The sequence below is a fragment of the Candidatus Niyogibacteria bacterium CG10_big_fil_rev_8_21_14_0_10_46_36 genome, from assembly GCA_002772995.1.
GTDB lineage: Bacteria > Patescibacteriota > Minisyncoccia > 1-14-0-10-42-19 > 1-14-0-10-42-19 > 1-14-0-10-46-36.
The window spans coordinates 45,006-63,003 of the sequence record PFCO01000005.1; the positions used below are offsets into that span (position 1 = coordinate 45,006).

A 17,998-nucleotide genomic window follows, 5' to 3' on the forward strand; every position below is an offset into this window, starting at 1 on the left:
ACAAAAACCGTCCTCGGGAACGCCGGGGCGGTTTTTGTTTTTGTCCTCTTAAGACAATAGACAACTAATTTTCTAACAGGGTATACTAGAGATATGAAACATCTGGTAAAAATATATACGATTACTTATGCATTTTTCGGTGCTCACACCGCGCTTGCCCAGCAAGGCGACTACACCATAGAAGGACTAGTGAATAAGATAATACAGCTGGTTATCAACCCCCTCATCACCCTTCTCATGGTGGTGGGAACGGTGGTGTTTTTGTGGGGACTCGTCGAATTTCTTATGAGCCCTGATAACGAAGAAAAGCGAAGCACCGGAAAGCGCCACATGATGTGGGGTATCATCGGGCTGTTTTTAATGGCAAGTGCATGGGGCATCGTTTATGTCCTCTGCGACTTTTTTGAGACTTGCAGCCTGATACTTTAACTTTTTTTAGTGTTTTTTACCGTCTGCAGATCGGCCCATGTAAGGCCGATTTTTGTTTCTACGGGAAAATCTATGTCTGTATGTGGATGTATGTTCTCAAGAACGGCGGGAATGAACGCGCTTGCTTCTTCGCTCACCCGCTCGTCAACCTCAAAAAGAAGTTCGTCATGTATCTGCAAAATAAGCTTCGCTTTTCCTTTAAGCGTTTTGTTTTTTTCTATCTCTCGAGACGCTTCGCTCATTGCTTTTTTAATCATGTCAGCCTCGCTCCCCTGTATGGGCGCGTTTATTGCCATACGCTCCGCCTCCCGCTGGATATGAATGACCCGCGAACGGATATCGGGCAAAAAGCGCTTTCGTCCGAACATTGTCTCAACATATCCGTTTTTTCGCGCCTGCTCCTTTACCGTCTCAAAATAGGCAAATAATTTCGGATATTGGCGGAAATAATTATCCAAGAATAACCCCGCTTCGTTCCGCGACACCTCCAGGTTTTGGGAAAGCGCCTGCACCCCCATGCCATACAATATCCCGAAGTTTATCACTTTTGCGCGCCTCCGCATTTCTGCAGTGATGTCTTTTTCGGGAACGGAAAACATTTGTGCGGCTGTTGCGCTATGGATATCCTCGCCCCTGCGAAATACCGCGAGCATTTTTTCTTCTCCCGATAACAATGCAGCTATACGCAGCTGGATCTGGGAATAATCACACGCGAGAAGAACTTTTTGAGGCCCTGCAACAAATGCCCGCCGTATGTGGTCTCCCAAAAGTGAACGCGTAGGAATATTTTGCATATTCGGATCGGATGACGAAAGCCTGCCGGTTACCGTTCCTGTCTGATGAAATACAGAGTGAATCCTCCCGTCGCTTCCGGCAAGCTTCGGCAGAACACTTATGTATGTTGAATGAATCTTTCCTATTTCGCGATACGCCATTATCTTTTCAATAATGGGATGCGCTCCCTTTAATTTTGTGAGTTCAGAAAACCGTGTGGAACGCTGTCCCGTTCCTGTTTTTTTTACGCCCTTTGCCGATATCCCCAGCACATCAAAAAGTATGCGCCCCAGCTCTTTCGGGGAATTGATTAAAAATTTTTCTCCCGCATACGCATGGATTTCCTTTTCTAAAGCAACGAGCTCTGCGCCCGTCTTTTTTTCAAGCTGCTCAAGCGCTGTTTTGTTAATGCATATACCCTCTTTCTCCATGGAAAAGAGCACCGGAACTACGGGCATTTCTATCTCGCGGTATACGCGCAGTAAATCTTTTTCTTCTAATTCAGACACAAGCTCCTCATACAACTCGGGGAGAAGGCCGAGATAGCCTTCTGTGGTCTTTTTTTTGCCCGGACGGAGCGTCTGCGCCACATCTTCTAAAGACGGGTCGGTTTTACGCGGATCTTTCAGCCAAAACAATATCTGGATATCATCGGTAAATGAAAGTGATACGCCACAGCGGTCAAAAACATGCATGAGCGACTTTGCGTCAAACGCTTTTTGGCCTTTTTTCTCTTGCAGCGCAATATATTGTTTTTTGTATTTTGGTATATCTTGCTCCGGCAAGGCAAATATGCGCTTTGCATCAGTAACAACAAACGCCGTTCCGTCATAAAATGCCCAGAAGAGAGACTCCGCGCGCAAAATCTCCTTCCATGATTGAGCGGTGAGGCTGCTTGCCGCAGAAGAGTCTTTGTCTGCTTTTTCCTGAGCGCCGCTCCTCTGAACACGTTCAATGATGCTTGTAAAACCAAGCTTCGAAAGAAACAAAACCCCCTCTTCTGAAATGCCATCCCTGTGTGCGGCTTCTTCCAAAGAAAAAGATACGGGAACATCGCGCTTAATGGTCGCGAGCTCTTTTGAGAATGCAGCACCTTCTGCTTGATCGCACAACAGCCCAATGATGCGGTCTTTAATGCCCGCGGACTTGAGTTTTTCAGGGTTTTTCTTCGCAAGTGACAGTATGTTTTCAAGCGTTCCAAAATGAGAAATCAGAGTTGATGCTGTTTTTTCTCCTATGCCTTTCACACCCGGAATATTGTCTGACGGATCGCCGCGAAGACCCTTAAAATCAACGAGCAATTCGGGAGAAAACCCAAATCGCTCCTCCACCGCTTTTTCGTCATACAGCACGGTATCTTGTATACCCTTTCGCAGCGTGTATACCTGCACGCGCGCGCCATCAACAAGCTGAAGCGCATCAAGATCCCCCGAGGCAATAATAATAGAAAGGTTTTTTGTTTTTTTAACTTTTTGTACGATTGTCCCGATAACATCATCGGCCTCAAATCCGTCTTTGGAGTACGCGGGTATGTGGAACGCGCGCAAAAGATCGCGCGAAATATCAAATTGCGAAACAAGCTCATCGTCTGTTTCCGCGCGGGTCCCCTTGTACGCCTCATACGCTGCGTGCCGGAATGTCGGCGCCTTTACATCATACGCTGCGGCAATATAATCAGGTTTTAATTCCCTGATTATTTTTAATATCATGGTCGCAAAGCCATACAAAGCGCCCGTCGGCTGGCCGTCGGGGGATGTAAACGAAGGAAGCGCATGATACGCCCGGTGCAGTATTGCGTGCGCATCAAGCAAAACGAGTGTTTTTGTTTTATGCATAGTCATGATACTAATGAGACGGAGATGCCGCGCATAGTGCCTTTTTTATGGCGGAACCGTATTTCAAATCTTTGTTTCGGCAAGAATGAGACTATCCGTTCTGGCCACTCAATAAAAATGATGTTTTTGGGATCCGAAAAAATGTTGCCCCACCCCAGAGAAGTGATATCCTTTGCTGACCGCAACCGGTATGCGTCAATATGATGGAGCTGCGTGTGTTTTCTACTCTTCTTTATTGTATACGATTTCAATAAAACAAATGTCGGGCTTTGGATGCCCACACGTATACCAAACCCCAATGCTACTCCCTTCATACATGTAGTTTTTCCGCTTCCCAGATCGCCGGACAAGCCAACTACAAGAGCGCCCTTTGAGGAAAGCGCCTGTATCGCGCGGGCAAATGCTGCTCCAAACCGCTTTGTTTCTTTTTCGCTCTCTGATGTGTAATGAAATAATTGCATAGCGTCTCTTGATACTATACTAGGATGAATAAAAAAAGCTAACGCGGAAAGCGTTAGCGGAATATATCTTAACGATGACGGTTATGGTGGTTGTTCTGGTGGCGATTATTATAATTGCGGTCGTTGTGGCGACGGTCGTGATGACGGTTATGGTGGCGGTTGTGCGAATGAGGCCTTTGAATCTGATAGATGTAGCCAGGCGGATATCCGTGGTGGTAATAACCGCGATAATAGCCGCCGGTCACCACACATGAAGAAAGAAAAAGAGCTATTGCAATCAGAAAAAATACTGTCTTATACATGCCACACCTCCTTTGGTTTTGATTTTGCTTTTCTTACCGTATCACGCCAGAACAAAAAAAGAAAGGCTGGAAGTTTTATAAAAAACTCCAGCCTTTGATTTATCGCCAAATATCGTATATTTCCTGAGCAGTTGCCGCTCCGCCGGAGATCATCTGTCCGCCAACGAATATGGTTTCTAAAATTTTATCCGTTTTAGATCTTCCGTAATTTCCGCCGTAACTTCCATATCCGTTTCTGTATATGTTCCCACTATATGTATTGCGCGTATGGGGATAGATGGCTCGCTCATAGCAATGGCCTCTTATTTCTCCGTACATGCCCTCTATCGGCTGGCAACCCGCAGAAACAACTACCTTTTCCTTCGGTCTGTATGCGATAACGCCAAAGTCATCACCTGCCTGTCCCACTACCGGGAACACGGCAACGGCAATAAATAAAACCATGAGTAACGCTATCAATCTTTTCATTTTTGCCTCCTTGCCCAAACATCCCAGCATACAAAAGGATAGGGCTTTTTGATTTTTTAAAAGAGTTCTCCTAGTTTCAATTTGGATTATATCAAATTTTTATAAAAAAGTCAATAACTAAAACACCTTATTTTAAGCCAAAATAAACGGCTCACACGCCGTGTGAGCCGTTTAACTCCCTATCGCTAGAGAGATGGCGGGGTTACTAAAAACCGGTCTATCACCCGCTCCATTGCAGCAAGCGAAGTGGTAATAATGAGAATCTTCCGGTTAAAAAATCCATATACAAGTATCGTCTGCCCTTGGTCGTTTTGAAGGAACCGGACGTCTTGGTTTTTAATTATCGTATCTTGAAACCGTTCAAATTTGCGCTCAGGCGACCCTTGCGGAAGGAGATTCCGAATCGCTAACGGCTGCTCTTGCTCCCACGCAAGCATGCCTGCAAACGCTTGCTCAAACGATGTCACCGGAATAATAAATACTGGCTTTGCGCCTTCCGGTGTTCCAAATATACCAAGCGTCCACGGCGCGGTCATGCTCACACGGAGCGAAGGAGGCAGCTGAATCCCCAAAAAATCAAACCATTCCCCCGGAGAAAGATACCGTTGCCGGAGCTCATTGAATACGAATACGCCAAGCATCTGCTGTTCGGGTATGCTTCGCAATAATAAATTTTGCCACTCTGGAACAAAGTCAGAAGGCGAATTCCGCACGGTTATCGTCCGTTCATCAAATAACGGATAGACTGGCGCCGGCTTCTCGATGCGCGGCGCTATCTGCATGCCGCCGTTCTGTAAAAAAAGAAATCCGGCAACGCCAATGCCGCCGAGCATCACAATAATGACTAAAATAAAAATAATTTTTTTGTAGTTTGTGCGGGCCTCCGGCGCTTGAACTATCTTTTTCTTGCTCTGCTGTGCTGCCAACGATGTCATAGACACCCCTTTTTCTTTCACAAACCGTTCGGCGTCCGCGCGGAATGTCCGAAGACGCGAAAGCCCTCCCTGATCTTTTTCGGGTTGCTGGGGCAGAGCAGTTTGCTGCTCCGGAGCGGCCCCTTGTTGCCGCGCCCGCCCTTTTAATTGTTGGTTGTCTTGCGAAGAGTCGCGTGGTTCTTGTGGTGAGCCGTTCATGTCATAAAGACAACTTAGCGACGGCGCTTTCTTTGCTCATAGTGCTTGTGATCGTCGGGGTCGTTATTCTCAGGAAAATCAGATTGTTTCATGTCCGGGCGTGCCGCCTTGTGCGACAAGTTAATGCGCCCCTGGTCATCAATATCCTTTACCTTGACCGGGATCATATCCCCAGGCTTTACGATATCGGTTACTTTGCGCACATGCCATGGAGCAAGTTCTGAAATATGCACAAGCCCTTCTTGGCCGGGCGCAATTTCAACCATCGCCCCAAACTCAAAAATGCGCGTCACTTTTCCAACAACTTCCTCGCCGGACTGAAATTCCTTTGTGAGCAGTAAAATCATTTCTTCCGCCTTCTTCCCTCCTTCTTGCGTTGTAGAAGTGATGAATATGCTCCCGTCTTGTTCAATATCAATAGCGGCTCCGGTCTGGTCAATTATCTTATTGATAACCTTCCCCCCCGGACCGATAACATCCTTTATTTTTTCGGGATTAATGGAAAGAATAATGATGCGCGGAGCGTGTTTAGACAGTTCCGCGCGCGGTTCTTTAATCGCGCCCGCAATAACACCAAGGATTTGTGTACGCGCTTTTTTAGCAGCAGCCATCGCGTCTTTTAATATGTCAACCGTTACTCCTTCTACTTTAACATCCATCTGAATGGCCGTTAAGCCGTCTGCGGTTCCCGCGGCTTTAAAATCCATATCACCATGATGATCCTCGGGTCCCTGGATATCGGTAAGCACCTTGTATTCTTTTTCATTTTTCATCATGAGGCCCATGGCAATGCCGGCGACCGGTTTTTTAATAGGGATGCCCGCATCCATCATGGCCAAGGTAGATGCACACACAGACGCCATCGAAGTAGAGCCGTTTGAAGACATAGCCTCCGAAACTATTCGTATCGTATAAGGAAACTCGTTTTGCGGAGGAATAACCGGAATGAGCGCGCGTTCTGCAAGAGCGCCGTGCCCTATTTCGCGCCTCCCGGGAGAGCCCATGCGGCCCACCTCTCCGGTTGAGAACGGCGGAAAGTTATAGTGGTGCATAAACCGCTTTTTTGTTTTTATCTCCATCCCCTCGATGAGCTGCACATCGCTTGGCGCACCAAGCGTTACAAGGGATAAAATATGCGTCTCGCCCCGGTAAAAAATACCCGAACCATGCGTGCGCGGCAACACTCCCACCATTGCTTTCAATTCTCGCACCTCATCAAGCGCACGCTTATCAGGACGCTTGTCTTCCTTGAAAATGTTTTCGTGCACTATTTCGTCAATAAATTCTTCGAATATATCGTCCGCCGCATTCAGCGCATCAGGGTTGTGCTCTTCAACAAAACTCATCCATTCTTTTTTCAGCTCTCCGATCCGGAAATTGCGTGTCGGCTTATCAAAAATATAAACAATGTCGTTTAAGCGTTCCATGAAGTGCTTACGAAACATATCGGATACTTCAGGAACATCGCCGAATAGCGGCACCTCCTTCTTCTCTTTGCCGGTTTTTTCTATAATGTCCCGCTGGAATGCTTCAATCTTTTTCATCTCTGCAAGCGCGTGCGTAAAGGCTTCGGCCATCCGGTCTTCGCTTACTTCATTCGTGCCCGCCTCAATCATGTTTATTTTGCCATCCTTGCCGGACACAATGACATCCATGCTGCCCGCCTCACGTTCCTTGTATGTCGGGTTGGTAATGAATGAGGACACGTTTCCTCCTATGCGCACTGCGGAGACGGGACCCGCCCAAGGAATATCGGATGTTGCGAGCGCGAGAGAAGCTGCGATAACCGCCGGAATATCCGGGTCATTTTCACCGTCAACGGAAAGCGTAGTAACTACAACCTGAATCGCATTTCGTATTTTTTTATTAAAAAGGGGCCGCAGTGTGCGATCTATCAAACGGCCGACAAGTACCGCTTCTTCCGACGGTCTGCCTTCCCGGCGCATAAAGCGCGAGCCCAAAATTGCGCCTGCCGCGTAGAATTTTTCTTCGTAATCAACGGTGAGCGGAAAATACCCGACTGATTCGCGGGGTTCTTCAGACATGGTTGCCGTCGCAAAAACGACCGTTTCGCCGAAGTGGACGGTAACCGACCCGTTAGCGTGCATCGCTAGGTCTGAAAATTCAACAATAAGCTTTCGACCGCCTATTTCGGTCTCAAAAGTTTGTGTAGACATAGAGCAGAAACACCGCTCTCCAGATTTTAGATTAGCTAGACGCCTAGATAATCTACCTATCCAAAGACCGATGCTTTGTTTTATAAATAATAATTATGTGCGCACTTTATAGGCACACTATCATCTTTTTCCTGAGGGCGCAAGAAGAAACTTCTTTGACGAATCAAGATCTATAAAATCGTCAGCAACCTCAATCAGCTGCGCAGAAGTAGAACGCCCGAACGCGATAACTTCGACTTGCCGTCCTTTGTTCTTTAGATACTCAACAAGCGAAACAAAATCTCCGTCACCCGAAACGATGATGATTACATCAACCACCTCAGAAAATCGTATGGCATCCACCACGATACCGACATCCCAGTTTCCCTTTTTCGCGCCACCATAAAACTCCTGCAACTGCCGCTCGCGCATCTCAATACCCATCTTCTCAAGCGCCCCCAAGAATGCCTTTTCCGTTCCCATCTTCGTGGTCACAACATAGGCAACCGCACGCACGAGCTGACGGCCAGCACGCGCGGCTTTTACTACCTCATTAAAATTGACGCGCTTATTATAAAGAGAGCGCGCAGAATGATACAAGTTCTGAACATCAATAAGGATCGCTACCCGCTGATCCTTATGCTTAAATATTTTTTTCCCTGGCATTATTTTTTGAGTCCTACTTTCTTAATAATACTATTATATCGCTTTTGGTCGGTGCGCGATAAATAGTCAATGAGAGCCTTGCGTTTCGCGACCATTTTTAAAAGGCCGCGCCGCGAATGGTTGTCTTTTGCGTGGTTTTTGAGATGGGAAGTAAGCCGCTTAATTTCTTCCGAAAGAATGGCTATCTGCACCTCCGATGAGCCGGTATCCGATTCATGGAGCCTATATTTATCGATTATTCGCTGTTTTTGCTTTACATTAAGCATTATTCGCCCATAATAGCATATTTATCCCCAAAAGGCAATATTTCAGGGGCCTGTTACGGAAAGGGTAAATATTGTGCGACATAAATATGTCGTATAATACAAGCATGGCAAACAATCACTCGTTGCAGGAATTACACAAGCGATTCCTTGAATACATAGAAATAGAACGAGGCCGGTCTCTCAAAACGGTAAGGAATTATGACGCGTACCTCGCGCAATTTTTTCTATTTTCAAAAGCAAAGTTGCCGTCCGACATAACTGATGACCTTGTGCGCCAGTACCGCCTGTTCTTGAACCGCAAAACTGATGCGCGCGGAGGCACGCTCAAGAAAAAAACTCAAAACTATTATCTCATAGCGCTTCGCGGATTTTTAAAGTACCTTGCCCGTCAAAATATAAAATCTCTTCCCGCAGAACGGATAGAACTTGCCAAAACCGGCGACCGGGAGCTCGACCTTATATCAGAAAACGAATTAGGACGCCTGCTTGATGCCATCCCCAAAGACACGGCATTCAAATCCCTCCGTGACCGAGCACTCTTGGAGCTTTTGTTCTCAAGCGGGCTCCGGGTATCCGAGCTCTGCTCTCTCAATCGCGACTCCATTAACACCCAGCGAAATGAATTTTCTATACGGGGGAAAGGAGAACGAGTACGGCTCGCGTTCGTATCCGATGAAGCAAAAACATATCTGGAACGCTACCTCGAATCCCGCAACGATATGAGCGATGCGCTCTTCGTAGGCGGACGGCCAAAAAAAGCGGGGTCGCTTATGGAGGCAACGCGTCTCACTTCCCGCTCTGTAGAACGCATCGTAAAACACTACGCCATTAAGGCGGGCATTTCTAAAAAAGTAACCCCGCATGTACTCCGCCACATGTTTGCAACAAATCTCCTGCAAAACGGAGCGGATCTCCGGTCGGTTCAGCAGATGCTGGGGCACGCGAATGTAACCACAACGCAAATCTACACGCACATCACCAACAAACAACTCCGCGAAGTATATAAAAACTTCCACAAAAGAAAAAAATAACACCTTGGGGCAATGCCCCAAGGTGTTTTTATTTTTGTGTGAACGCTTTTCTTCTTAAAAGCTCGTGTCGCATTTCGCGCTCATCCGGCCACCGCTTTCTAAATTCCGGATCCCAGGAAAAAGACCAGGGACTGTTTAAAAAATAGCTCCCGGAATGCTCAATGATAATCACCCGAAATGTAACGCTCTTTATCAGTATGTCCTCGCCGTTCTTTTCTGTAACAATAAACGCATCCTCAATCCGTTCAAATTCGGCATGAATAAAAACAAGATATGCGTTTTCTTCTGCCGGCACATTGAATATCGGCTTTGCGTCTTCCGCCATATGCTTAGACTCTACTAATGATAGCTTTGCGCTACGCAAAAGATTATAAACACCCACATACCCCTTTGCCTCTTTCGTTGCTGTTATGAAAGCATCGCGATATTGTTTCTTGAATTTTTTAAATTCTGCCTTGGGGTATATGATTTCTTTTTTGTGAAGCTCCCGACGAACCCGCTCGCTATGGTCAAAAAGAAAATCAAAATCATTCTTTTTGATAGCAAAACAAACACGTAAAGCGGCGTCCCCAGCCTCAAGCGATTGAGACATTGGGGGCGATTGTGCATTTTCAGCACCACTGGAACACGAAACAAAAAAGAGAGTGGAAAGCATTATCGCCATTCCAAGAAGTTTCATTGATTTCCTCCTTTTTCTGTGTTTTTAAAAAACTATTTTTTATTATTATTTAGTAGCCATTATACACCAAAAATAATAAAAAATCAACCCCTCTCAGAGTTTAGCGCAAATCCCGAAAAGTCCTTTATTTAGAAGGGGTTTGCAGCCCCCCGCACTTCAAAGTGTACATGACACCCGGTCGAAAGCCCAGTAGAGCCGACATATCCAATAACCTGCCCCTGAACGACGCGCCACCCCGCTCCTACAATAATAGAGCTCAAATGGGAATAAAGCGTCTGCGTTCCATTATTGTGGGCAATGACAATATATTCTCCATACCCCCCATTCCAGCCATACGAGCGCGCAACCATAACATTGCCTGAAGCAGACGCAACAACGGGCTCTCCGCACGATGTCGCAAGGTCAACTGCGTTGTACCCATGAAGACCCTGTGACTTTCTTCCGCCCGAGACAGGGCGCAAATAATACCCCACATATGTCGGGCCCCCTCCCCGCACAATTGATCCTGACGAAGACACCGTCGGGGCATCAATTTCACCATTCGGAATAATAAGCGTCCCGCCCACCTTAAGGTCTACGCCGGAAGCTAAGTCGTTATATGCAAGAATTTCATCAGCGTCTCCTTTGTATTGCTTTGCAATAGAGCTGATAGTGTCTCCCTTCTTAATAGTATATTGCACGCCGGATACCGGAAGGATTAAAAGCGTCTGGCCCCGCTGGATGCTGGTAGCTCTCTTTATGTCATTTGCCCAAATGATAGTATTCACGCTTACATCAAACATTTTTGCAATCTGAGAAAGCGTGTCCCCGTCTCTTACAACATAAATGGATATCGTTGTAGATCTATTCAATTCGTTTGCTATGTCCGCCAAGCTCCCTAAGGGGCCAGAAACAGACAAAAGCGCATTACCGCCTACAACGGCGATTTCCCCTCCCCCTTGTCCCGCTTTCAAATCGGCAACATAGTTATTTGCGAGAAGCGGAATGTTTTGTGCACCGAATTCCGGAGCAATATCAAGCCTCTCATCTGCGACAAAGAGCTTTCCAATAAAAGAGAAAAGGCCCGCATGCACCAACAAAGGAGCAGAAATGAACAGCACGACAAACAGCCCCCCAAAAAATCTTTTGCGCAGCAAAAAAGAAACAATGGTCCGTATAGAGCCTCGACCCGAATGAGTACTTGGAGGGTCTTGGTGTTCTGAGATGGTAGAAATAAGCCAGTTCCTTTTTTATAGCCCCAGCGCATCTCCGTCCTTCATCTTTCGTGTTCCAAACCTGCCTTCCCTAAGATGCCTGTTGCCCCTTATACGGCAAGAAAACCATGAAACCAACTCGCCTGTATAAGAAATTTAAAAGTGACAGAATTATATGTTGTAGAGACACAAAACTACAGAATTATGCCCAAAAACAAAGAAAAAGTAACCATTCGGCCACTCCCAGACAGTATATCATTTCTTCCTCAAAATTCAATTTTGTTATGCACAGCTTTTCCACCCCGCTAGAAGCTCAATGGGAGCATTCCTTTTCACGGCCGAAGCGCTTTAAGCATGACAAACACAGACCCCCTTTTTACACAAAAGAAAAATAGGCATGATTTTTGCTTTACAAAACCTCTCACAGGACACGCCCTCCTTAATACGCATACACTATGACAAAAAATGGTCTATAATAGCCTACAATGAACAACACGCACCACGCAGAGCCGGCTTCTTTCAACCCCGCTCAAAAAGAAGCGGTTCAGCACACAAAAGGGCCTCTATTAATATTGGCGGGAGCCGGTTCGGGTAAAACGCGCGTTCTCACTCATCGGATAGCCCACATCATTCAAAAAGGAACGCCGCCGCACCATGTTCTCGCGGTTACATTTACAAACAAAGCTGCGCAGGAAATGAAAAAGCGGATTCATGCGCTGCTCGGGGCGCCTCCCTCTCCCGCGGGGACGCCATGGATAGGGACATTCCATTCGCTTGGCGGATATATTCTCCGTAACGAATTTCAAAGAACGCGGCTTCCAAAACATTTTTCCATTTTTGACGAAGAAGACTCCCTTTCGCTTATAAAAGAATCCATCAAAGAACTGGCGCTTGACCCGAAACAATTTCAGCCCACGCGCATCCGCGGATTTATTTCCCAAAAAAAGGGGGAGCTGGTAACACATGACATTTTTCGTGAAGAGAGCGGAGAGCATTACTACACGCGGATTATAAGCACCGTCTGGGATCTTTACGAAGAAAAACTTCGGGCACAGAAAGGAGCAGATTTTGACGATCTCCTGCTGCTTCCTGTGGTGCTGTTCCGGGAACACCCGGACATACGAGATGCATACCAAAAAAAATGGTCCTACATCCATATTGACGAGTACCAGGACACGAACCACGCACAATATATTCTTGCCGGCATCCTCGCAAAAAAGCATGGCAATATCTGCGTTGTCGGAGACATAGACCAATGCATTTATTCTTGGCGGGGCGCAGACTTTAGAAACATCCTCGCATTTGAGAATGACTGGCCGGATGGGCGCGTCATTACTTTGGAAGAAAATTACCGCTCCACCCAGATTATTCTGGATGCGGCAAACACGGTGATTGAAAAAAATAAGCACCGAAGACCGAAAAATCTTTTCACCCAAAAACAAGGAGGAGAAAAAATAGTACTTATACCCACGCCATCCGAAAAGGACGAAGCGCGCTACGTCGTTGAATCCATACGCGCCGTACGCGAAAAAGGCCTTCAATTAAGGGAAATTGCGGTTCTCATGCGTACGAATTTCCAATCGCGCATCCTTGAAGAAGCCTTTCTGGAGTCGCGCATCCCCTACCGCCTTACCGGAGTTAAATTCTTTAACCGGAAAGAAATAAAAGACATCCTTGCATATGTCAAAGCATCGCTTAACCGGGATGACCTCGTAAGCGTAAAAAGAATAATAAACGCGCCAACACGGGGTATTGGACCAACTCTCACGCTCAAAATCCTCGGAGGAGTGCCGCTAAAACCGCGCGAAGAAGAAAAAAGAAACGCCTTCGTTGCGCTTCTTGATGAAGTCAAGAAAACAACAACAACGCTCCCCCCGTCAAAGGCATTCAAAACAATATTGAAAAAGACCGGATATATGAATATGTGGGACGAAGAAACTGAAGAGGGCGCCATGCGCATAGCAAACCTCAAAGAACTCGTGAGCCTTGCTACACGATACGATACGCACAACCCAGAAACAGGCATGCATGCGCTCCTTGAGGATGCGGCACTCATGTCAGAACAAGACGCCATACAAGAAGATGAGGACGCGGTACATATTATGACTGTGCATGCCGCAAAGGGCCTCGAATTTGACCAGGTGTTTTTGGTTGGACTTGAAGATGGCTTATTCCCTCACATAGCGCTCGCCGGCGAGAACGAAGAGGAGCGCGGAGAAGAAGAGCGCCGTTTATTTTATGTAGCGCTTACCCGCGCGCGCAAAAAAATTGTTATTTCGTTTTCTCTTGTCCGCACCATATTCGGGGAAAAGCGAGTCAATGCGCCGTCAAGATTTTTATCTGACATTCCGGGGCATCTCGTAGAAAACATTATGGATACGGAGGGCATTATTCATTACGACCTATAATCACACATGAAAAAACTTGGCCAACATTTTCTTACATCAAAAAATATTGCGGAACGCATTGCAGGCGCCGCGGATATATCTTCGCGCGACACCATCCTCGAAATAGGGCCGGGGAAGGGCGCGTTAACGCGCGCGCTCCTGGAAAAAAATCCGAAAAAAATCATTGCTGTAGAAAAAGACACGAGACTTATTCCTGTGCTACAGGCCTTGTTCGGTGACAAAAAAAAATTTTCTGTAATCGAGGGCGATATCCGCGAACTAGTGCAAAAAAATCAGCTCAAAAAACAGCTCGGGACTTCCTATAAAGTGGTGGCGAATATCCCCTACTACCTAACCTCATACCTTATCCGCATATTGCTGGAAAACGGCTTAACAAAGCCAAAATCAATTGTTTTCATGGTACAAAAAGAAGTCGCGTTTCGTATCGCGCAAAAACCCCCTCATATGAATCTTTTGGCGCTTTCCGCGCAAAGCGCAGGAGATGTCCGTGTTGCGTTCACTGTTCCAAAAAAATATTTTTCTCCAAAGCCAAAAGTGGATTCCGCGGTGATAGTGATAGACAACATATCACAAAAGTTTTTTACGCGCGTCGACAAAAAAAAATTTTTTGCCCTTTTGCATGTAGGCTTTTCAAGCAAACGAAAAATGCTTGCGAGCAATCTCATAAAAAAATATTCCATCCCGCGATCCGAGATAGAACATGTGTTCCGCGCATGCGCCATTGACACAAAAGCTCGCGCCGAAAATCTTTCACTCAAAGATTGGAAGTGCATATGTGCAGAGATATAACAATACTGTTTACCCGCACCCGCAAATGCCAGTGTCTTCGTCCCAAATGGCATTCGGCCAAGCAGCACACACTCCATTCAAACACCCGATAGGAACTCCGCCGGCACTGCAATTACAGCATGGTGCGAATGTATTAAAACCGCACACAAGATTGAACGGTGCAAAATCTTTATAACACCCTCCCGTAATTTCCCCAACGCCAAGCCCTCCCGCAATTCCAGCAACAGTCGCTGCCCCTCCGGTAAGATCAAAAATGAGTCCGCACCCCTGAAATATATCACCGCCTGGAGTTTGCGCATGCGCCTCTTGCGCTGAGCTCATAAAACGGAGGTACTCTATAAAACGCATAAGAGAAGCATATGTCTCTTTCTTTTCAAAAAGAGCGCTGCCGTTTTCCAAAGCTTCATATTCAAGAAACGCACGCTCAAGAATGCTTCGTTCCTGCCCAATAAGAAGCGGGAGCTCTCCCTGCAGCGTAGAACGAAACTGTTCCGCTTGAAATAAAGAAATGTGCTGCTTTGATTCCATGTAATCCACCATATGAAGCAACAAAGAAAATATCTCTTGGTCGGTAGAGAAATTTGATCTTTCCGACTCAGACAAAAACCCCTCGCGGATCAGAATATCTTGGAGGGTTGCCAGATATTCTTTGTATTCTGTAGGCCATACAAACGAAAATACCTCCTCATCAGTAAGCGGCCGGAGGTTCTTTTTTTTGCCCTCTTTCTCTAAAACCGGATCTTTTGAAGATTCAGGCTCCTGAAATATGCCCCCCGCATAAGAAGAAAAGCGCACCAACGGGTCAACAAAAGTGGCTCTGAAATCATTGCTATATAAGGAAAATCCGCCCCCTTCCATTCTTTTCTCGGTATCGGACAAGAATCTTTGTGCTTGTTCTCCATCTTGGGGAGTGGGTGTGTTTGGATGCCACAAAAAAAGCAGTGAAAAGGAAATAATAAGAAATAATGCGCCTGTAACAATGCTTTTGATGAATTTTTTATCCATTATGTTCATCATATCTTTCTTTTAAGCCGCCGCCAATCCGCATTCCTGCCGTACACAAGTGGAGGTTTTCCACATAAACCCATTTCCTAAGGGAAATAAGCGTTTTTCGGGTGCTATAATAAAGTAAAGAATAACATAATACATTAAACGGTTTTGGAACCACAATCACATAAAAACGCAATCATTATATTTCTTGCGCTCCTGCTCATTGTGGGAGGGTGGTTTTCTATATTTGAATTAAAAAATACCCAGGAAAAAGTTGCGTACTCTTCTCCGAAAGAAAAAACCGCTGAGAATGATTCCTACATTGGGCAGGATAAGGACGGCGACGGACTTTTAGACTGGGCAGAAGAACTTTTAGGGACGGATCCGGCAAATCCGGATACTGATAATGATGGCACACCGGACGGAGAAGAAATAACGCTCAAGAGAAACCCTCTAAAAGCAGATAACGATGCGCTCTCTCTCCCTGAGAATGATGGAAAAAGTCTTTCCGGCCTAAGTGCTCAAATCGCAGGCGGGATTGCGGGTGAATATTTGCTGCTCAAAGAAAAGGGGGGCGCAAACCAAGAAGAAATTATTAATACGCTCACCGCGCAGATCGTATCGCGCATCAACGCAGCGGGCGCCATTGCCGATGCGTACACAGTAAAAGATATCCGGACTATTGCTTCCAGCCCCGCTGTAACGCACGCATATATAAACGAGGTGGGCAGCATATTGAATGCGCGCTTTGCAAACATAAACACCGGTGAAATTGAATTATTAAATGCCATTATCGAGACTCAGTCATTTGATCGCTTGCAGGAATTTGATACATATGTCCGAGCTTACGAAAATGCAATGCGTGATCTCTTGGCGCTTTCCGCACCCGACTCATTTTCTTCAATGCATATCGCACTTATAAATAATTTTTCCAATCTTTCGCGCATCAACACATCATTTGTGCAGTTTGAAACGGACCCCGCGTCCGCCCTTGTTAATCTCCGTTATTATCAAAGTGAAACAGAACGCTTCAAAATAGTTATAAAAAATATCAATGTTGTACTTGAGCAAGCCGGCGTCTTTTTTGCCGACACAGAAAACGGTTCTGTGGTGGTGGAATATTATAACGAACTTAAAAACAACGGGGCAATTTAATACTATGTCTGCATCTGTTAAAAAAATTATATTAAGCGCACTCATTCTCGGCATAGCCGCTCCTTTGTTCTTTTTTGCGTTACCGCAAAAGACAGAAGCAAGTGTTCCGGTACATGAAACAGCGCTCCTGAAAGAGGGACCATATGACATTGCAGCATACACCATAGCAAAACAGCTTTGGCGTCAGCTTATCCGTGATATTGTCGGATGGATACAAACAGGAAATATTTATGGAGGACCTCTTTTTGTCCAAAACTTTGATGTTTTTTTTCACCAGCTTACACGTGATGGCGTCGCTATATTTATCGATAGCCTTCTTGATCCTATAACCCAAAAAAACATACCGAGCCCCTTTCGTGACATAATCACCGAATCCGCAGTAATTACTCTCAATACATCTTCGGCAAACCTTAAATCAAGTCTAACGGGCATAGTCCCCGATGAAACTGTTTTTTATAAAGACCTTTCCGAGGGAGGAATGATTGGTTTGCGAGAAATTCTCACAACCCCGCAAAGCAGCCTTACAGGCCGCCTTCTTGTAGCGCTTGATGATGCTGACAGGCAAGCAGCCCTGGAAACACAATCAGGCAGCACCGAAATATCTTCATCCGAAGGATTTTGGGGATATGCTGACTGCATAGGATGGATAGAAGACTTCGGCAGCGGAAGGAATGTCTGTCTCGGCCGCAGTGTTAAAACGCCGGGCTCAAACGCTCAGGATCTTTTAGCGTCAGCTCTTGAGTCAGACATAGACACGCTTGAAGTAGCAGACGAACTCCAAGAAATAATTGCGGCAATCCTTGACCGGCTCATGTTCAGCATACTTGACTTCGACCTGTCAGACGCAAGCCTTGATCCGTTTAGCGGCATAGACAGAACGCCTCCAAGTGGAGGTGGAGGAAGTGGCGGAGGCAGCGGGGGCATTACTCCCCCAGCAGGAGGACAGGTGGTTGCAAATCCCGTTTGTCTCACCAACGGAACTCCTGCAATAAACATCACTTGGAGCATAGACACCGCAAATGTGGTAAACACGATTGCTGTTGTTCGTTACTGCACCGGGCAAGCATGCGTCCCCACAACATCAAGCCCTGTTGCGTGTATAAGCCCGACCTCTGCATCTTCATGCGTCCAAGACGGAATTACCTCCGGAGGCACATATACATACAAGGTATTTGTTTATCAAACCCTGCAAGACACAAATAGCCCTCCCCTTACAACAAGTTCAAATGTATTTGCTGCTACAGCATTAACCTGTAATTAATT

The 17,998-nt window shown here is 46.1% G+C and carries 17 protein-coding genes; 7 read left to right on the top strand and 10 right to left on the bottom strand.

Annotated elements, in window-relative coordinates; all coding sequences use genetic code 11:
* Nucleotides 1-93 precede the first annotated feature (93 nt).
* Nucleotides 94-429: a hypothetical protein gene (locus tag COU47_02310; GenBank protein ID PIR69565.1), complete on the top strand. Its 336-nt coding sequence runs from the start codon at nucleotides 94-96 to the stop codon at nucleotides 427-429.
* Here COU47_02310 and COU47_02315 read toward each other — a convergent pair.
* Nucleotides 426-3,044 (bottom strand): DNA polymerase I, encoded by a 2,619-nt coding sequence (locus COU47_02315; protein ID PIR69566.1) that lies wholly within the window; start codon nucleotides 3,042-3,044, stop codon nucleotides 426-428. The two genes, COU47_02310 and COU47_02315, sit on opposite strands and share 4 nt — an antisense overlap.
* Complete coding sequence (locus COU47_02320; GenBank protein ID PIR69567.1) at nucleotides 3,041-3,499, bottom strand: tRNA (adenosine(37)-N6)-threonylcarbamoyltransferase complex ATPase subunit type 1 TsaE; 459 nt, start codon at nucleotides 3,497-3,499, stop codon at nucleotides 3,041-3,043. The genes COU47_02315 and COU47_02320 overlap by 4 nt, the downstream gene beginning before the upstream one ends.
* Nucleotides 3,500-3,573: 74 nt before the next feature.
* On the opposite strand from COU47_02320, the gene COU47_02325 reads away from it, so the two are divergent.
* Nucleotides 3,574-3,753: a hypothetical protein gene (locus COU47_02325; GenBank protein ID PIR69568.1), complete on the top strand. Its 180-nt coding sequence runs from the start codon at nucleotides 3,574-3,576 to the stop codon at nucleotides 3,751-3,753.
* A 147-nt stretch (nucleotides 3,754-3,900) separates the two neighbouring features.
* On the opposite strand, the gene COU47_02330 is transcribed toward COU47_02325, so the two are convergent.
* The 5 genes from COU47_02330 to COU47_02350 form a co-directional block, all read right to left on the bottom strand.
* Nucleotides 3,901-4,269, bottom strand: a complete 369-nt coding sequence (locus COU47_02330; protein PIR69569.1) for a hypothetical protein — start codon at nucleotides 4,267-4,269, stop codon at nucleotides 3,901-3,903.
* Nucleotides 4,270-4,454: 185 nt separating this feature from the next.
* Complete coding sequence (locus tag COU47_02335; protein PIR69570.1) at nucleotides 4,455-5,402, bottom strand: hypothetical protein; 948 nt, start codon at nucleotides 5,400-5,402, stop codon at nucleotides 4,455-4,457.
* A 14-nt stretch (nucleotides 5,403-5,416) separates the two neighbouring features.
* Nucleotides 5,417-7,579 carry a polyribonucleotide nucleotidyltransferase gene (locus COU47_02340; GenBank protein ID PIR69571.1) on the bottom strand — a complete coding sequence of 721 codons (2,163 nt, stop codon included), beginning with the start codon at nucleotides 7,577-7,579 and terminating at the stop codon, nucleotides 5,417-5,419.
* A 120-nt stretch (nucleotides 7,580-7,699) separates the two neighbouring features.
* Nucleotides 7,700-8,224 (bottom strand): hypothetical protein, encoded by a 525-nt coding sequence (locus tag COU47_02345; protein ID PIR69572.1) that lies wholly within the window; start codon nucleotides 8,222-8,224, stop codon nucleotides 7,700-7,702.
* On the bottom strand, nucleotides 8,224-8,490 hold the full coding sequence (locus COU47_02350) for a 30S ribosomal protein S15 (GenBank protein PIR69573.1): 267 nt from the start codon (nucleotides 8,488-8,490) through the stop codon (nucleotides 8,224-8,226). Before COU47_02350 ends, COU47_02345 begins: the two co-directional genes overlap by 1 nt.
* Before the next feature lie 86 nt (nucleotides 8,491-8,576).
* On the opposite strand from COU47_02350, the gene COU47_02355 reads away from it, so the two are divergent.
* Complete coding sequence (locus COU47_02355) at nucleotides 8,577-9,521, top strand: hypothetical protein (GenBank protein PIR69574.1); 945 nt, start codon at nucleotides 8,577-8,579, stop codon at nucleotides 9,519-9,521.
* Between the two features lie 28 nt (nucleotides 9,522-9,549).
* Here COU47_02355 and COU47_02360 read toward each other — a convergent pair whose 3' ends face one another.
* Both COU47_02360 and COU47_02365 read right to left on the bottom strand, forming a co-directional pair.
* Nucleotides 9,550-10,200: a hypothetical protein gene (locus tag COU47_02360; GenBank protein PIR69575.1), complete on the bottom strand. Its 651-nt coding sequence runs from the start codon at nucleotides 10,198-10,200 to the stop codon at nucleotides 9,550-9,552.
* A 128-nt stretch (nucleotides 10,201-10,328) separates the two neighbouring features.
* Nucleotides 10,329-11,336: a hypothetical protein gene (locus COU47_02365; protein PIR69576.1), complete on the bottom strand. Its 1,008-nt coding sequence runs from the start codon at nucleotides 11,334-11,336 to the stop codon at nucleotides 10,329-10,331.
* A 542-nt stretch (nucleotides 11,337-11,878) separates the two neighbouring features.
* Between COU47_02365 and COU47_02370 the strand changes: the two genes are divergently transcribed.
* Together COU47_02370 and rsmA are read left to right on the top strand one after the other, a co-directional pair.
* On the top strand, nucleotides 11,879-13,801 hold the full coding sequence (locus COU47_02370; protein ID PIR69577.1) for an ATP-dependent DNA helicase PcrA: 1,923 nt from the start codon (nucleotides 11,879-11,881) through the stop codon (nucleotides 13,799-13,801).
* A 6-nt stretch (nucleotides 13,802-13,807) separates the two neighbouring features.
* Nucleotides 13,808-14,590 carry a ribosomal RNA small subunit methyltransferase A gene (rsmA, locus tag COU47_02375; GenBank protein PIR69578.1) on the top strand — a complete coding sequence of 261 codons (783 nt, stop codon included), beginning with the start codon at nucleotides 13,808-13,810 and terminating at the stop codon, nucleotides 14,588-14,590.
* 9 nt (nucleotides 14,591-14,599) lie between these two features.
* Here rsmA and COU47_02380 read toward each other — a convergent pair whose 3' ends face one another.
* Complete coding sequence (locus COU47_02380; GenBank protein PIR69579.1) at nucleotides 14,600-15,595, bottom strand: hypothetical protein; 996 nt, start codon at nucleotides 15,593-15,595, stop codon at nucleotides 14,600-14,602.
* 153 nt (nucleotides 15,596-15,748) lie between these two features.
* Here COU47_02380 and COU47_02385 point away from each other — a divergent pair, with 153 nt between their 5' ends.
* Together COU47_02385 and COU47_02390 are read left to right on the top strand one after the other, a co-directional pair.
* Nucleotides 15,749-16,735: a hypothetical protein gene (locus COU47_02385; GenBank protein ID PIR69580.1), complete on the top strand. Its 987-nt coding sequence runs from the start codon at nucleotides 15,749-15,751 to the stop codon at nucleotides 16,733-16,735.
* A 4-nt stretch (nucleotides 16,736-16,739) separates the two neighbouring features.
* Nucleotides 16,740-17,996: a hypothetical protein gene (locus COU47_02390; protein ID PIR69581.1), complete on the top strand. Its 1,257-nt coding sequence runs from the start codon at nucleotides 16,740-16,742 to the stop codon at nucleotides 17,994-17,996.
* Nucleotides 17,997-17,998: the final 2 nt, after the last annotated feature.